The following is a 2,500-nucleotide window of genomic DNA, read 5'->3' as shown; positions in this document are numbered from 1 at the left end:
CTGCTGTGGCCCGCCGACGAGCCGTGGCCGCTGTGCCCGAGCAGCAGCCACCCGGGGGAGTGGGGCGGGCCCGCCACGGAGGGGCCGGTGCCGCTGGTCCCCGTCGTCCAGATCCACCGACGGGACGTGCCCCAACTCGCCTTCCCCGCCGGGACGGACCTGCTCCAGGTGCTCTGGTGCCCGTTCATCGTCGGTTGCTGCCCGACCGCGACGCCCCGGGTGCGCTGGCGGAGCTCCGAGGAGGTCGGCCCGGCCCTCGCCGCTGTGCCGCCGACCGTGGGCACCGCGCCCGAGGACAGCATCCCGGCGCCGTGCGTCCTGCACCCCGAGCCGGTGGTCGACTACCCGAGCTGGGACATGCCGGAGGGCCTGGGCCCGGAACTGAGCGTGCGGATGGAGGAGCTGCGGGCCCGCACCGGCCTGCGGTACGGCTACCACCTGGCCGAGGCCCCGGGGATCAAGCTCGGCGGGTACCCGAGCTGGACCCAGGAGCCCTGCTGGCCGGACTGCCCGACCTGCGGGCGGACGATGGAGCACCTCCTGACGGTGAGCAGCTGGGAGTACGACGGCGAGTCGTACCGCACCTGGCTCCCGCTGGAGGACCGGGACGACGAGACCGGCGAGGAGCGCCGGGACGCCGACGGCGGCCGGCGGGCGCACAGCCCCGCCGGGCTGATGATCGGGGACGCGGGCGGGGTGTACGTCTTCGAGTGCCGCTCGTGCCCGGACCGCCCGGTGGACCACCACTGGGACTGCTCCTGAGGAGCCGCCGCCCGGCCGTCCGCCCCCCCGGCGGGCCTCGGCGCCCGCCGGACCGGACGGGCAGGTCGGAGCCCTTCTCCGGGCCTAGGTCTCCGGCCCGTTACGCGGCGGGGGAGTCCCCGCCTACCGTCCTTGCCGTGGATACGACGGACGCGACGGACACGACAGGCGTTCTGGACGAGGCGCTCCAACGGCTGCACGCCTCCGGGCCCGAGCGGCTCGGGCGGCTCACCAACCACGCGCCGATGGCCGTGGAGGCCCTCGCCGCCCACGGGCAGGCGCGGTCGGTGCACCGCTGGCTCGACCAGTACGCGCGCAAGCTGGAGGACTTCCCGCCGCGCGTCGAGCCGGTCACGGCCACCAACTGGCGTACGGCGCTCGGCGATCCGAGCCGCGCGGCCGACTGGATCGACCACTTCGGGCGCCAACTCGCCGACCACCCCTGGCGCGAGGTGCTCGCCCGCTGGTGGCCCCGGCTGCTGCCCGGCCTGTACGGCGGCTCCACCCACCCGGTGATCCGCGTGGGGCACGCCGTGCGCACCCTGCTGTCCGGCGGCGAGGCCACCGGACCCCGGCTGGCCGAACTCGCCCATGGCCTCGGCTACTGGGCCGCCCGCCACCGGCCCGTCGCAGCCCTCGCCACGCTCCCCGGCGCCGTCGGAGCGGCTGACGCTCTCGACGCGGTGGTGCCCATCGCCGTCCAGGACGGCGGCTTCCCCGCCCGGCTCGACCGCGTCACCGCCCTGCCGGCGTGGACGGCCGCCGGGGTCACGCGGCCGCAGGAGGCGGCCGACCGCCTCGCGGAACTCGTACGGGCGGCGACCCACCGCTACGCCGCGTACGGGCACGGCGAGGAGACCATGCTCGTCCACGCCGCCACCGCCCCCAACGCCGTGCTGCGCGCCCTGCCCGCGCTTCCGCCGGAGCTGTGGCCGGCCAGTCTGCGGGCGGCCTGGACGGCGTCGGCGGCGGTCACCGCGATGTACGCGCCGACCGAGCCGGCGGCCTGCACCCCGCCAGGCACCCTCGTCCCCGAGGAGGTCTTCGAGCGGGCGCTGGCGCACGGCGACGAGCATGTGATCAAGCTGGCGGACACCGCCCTCGACGTCGGCGACGCACCCGCCCTGGCGGCGGCGCTGCGCGCCGTGGAGCTGAGCGCCCCGCTGGGGTGAGACGTGGCGGGGGCCGGACTCGGAGAGGAAATCGGCACCGAGCGGCGTCGTCGGATCCGGCGGCTTGAACGTGTACACCGGGGCGGCAACTCCCCGATGGCGCATGCCCTCCGACCCGCTGGCCCCGTCGACCCCTCCGACCGCTCCGACTCCGACGGCCCCGACGGCCCCGCCTCCAGGGCTGCTTCCGGCAACCCCGCCGCAGTCCCGCAGGACGGCATGCCCTCCGAAGAACGGCGCCGCCACCGGGTGCTCCGCAACCGCGCACCCCACCACCTTCACCGCGAAGGAGTCCTGACCATGCGGAAGCTCATCATCGACCTGGTCGAGCGCACCGTCGCCACGTACGCCGTGGCGTTCCTCGGCCTGCTGCTGGCCGACAAGTTCGACCTCACATCGATCGGCTCGCTCAAGGCGGCGGCGGTCGCGGCGCTGCCGGCGGCCCTGACCGTGCTCAAGGGCGCGGTGGCGACCCGCATCGGCGACCCGGACTCGGCCGCCCTGCTGGGCCGCGGCAGCCGCGAGTAGTCGCGCCGACAGACGGAGGGGGCGGGGCGCCATCCGGC

3 protein-coding genes are annotated in these 2,500 nt (G+C 76.2%); all 3 read left to right on the top strand.

The features are described from left to right. A partial coding sequence (locus tag ACFU6K_RS36625) for a DUF1963 domain-containing protein (protein ID WP_380670605.1) occupies positions 1 to 762 on the top strand: 762 nt, incomplete at its 5' end. A 137-nt stretch (positions 763 to 899) separates the two neighbouring features. Beyond that, complete coding sequence (locus ACFU6K_RS36620) at positions 900 to 1,934, top strand: questin oxidase family protein (protein WP_380670603.1); 1,035 nt, start codon at positions 900 to 902, stop codon at positions 1,932 to 1,934. A gap of 300 nt (positions 1,935 to 2,234) precedes the next feature. Beyond that, complete coding sequence (locus tag ACFU6K_RS36615; RefSeq protein ID WP_380670601.1) at positions 2,235 to 2,462, top strand: holin; 228 nt, start codon at positions 2,235 to 2,237, stop codon at positions 2,460 to 2,462. The last annotated feature ends 38 nt before the right edge of the window (positions 2,463 to 2,500 follow it).

This window comes from Kitasatospora sp. NPDC057512 (assembly GCF_042802135.1).
In the GTDB taxonomy this organism is placed as follows: Bacteria; Actinomycetota; Actinomycetes; order Streptomycetales; family Streptomycetaceae; genus Kitasatospora.
This window is presented reverse-complemented; position numbering and strand designations above follow the sequence as displayed.

Excerpts from the sequence above, each read along its gene's own strand:
- ACFU6K_RS36615 (WP_380670601.1), top strand. The coding sequence starts at position 2,235 with ATGCGGAAGCTCATCATCGACCTGGTCGAGCGCACCGTCGCCACGTAC.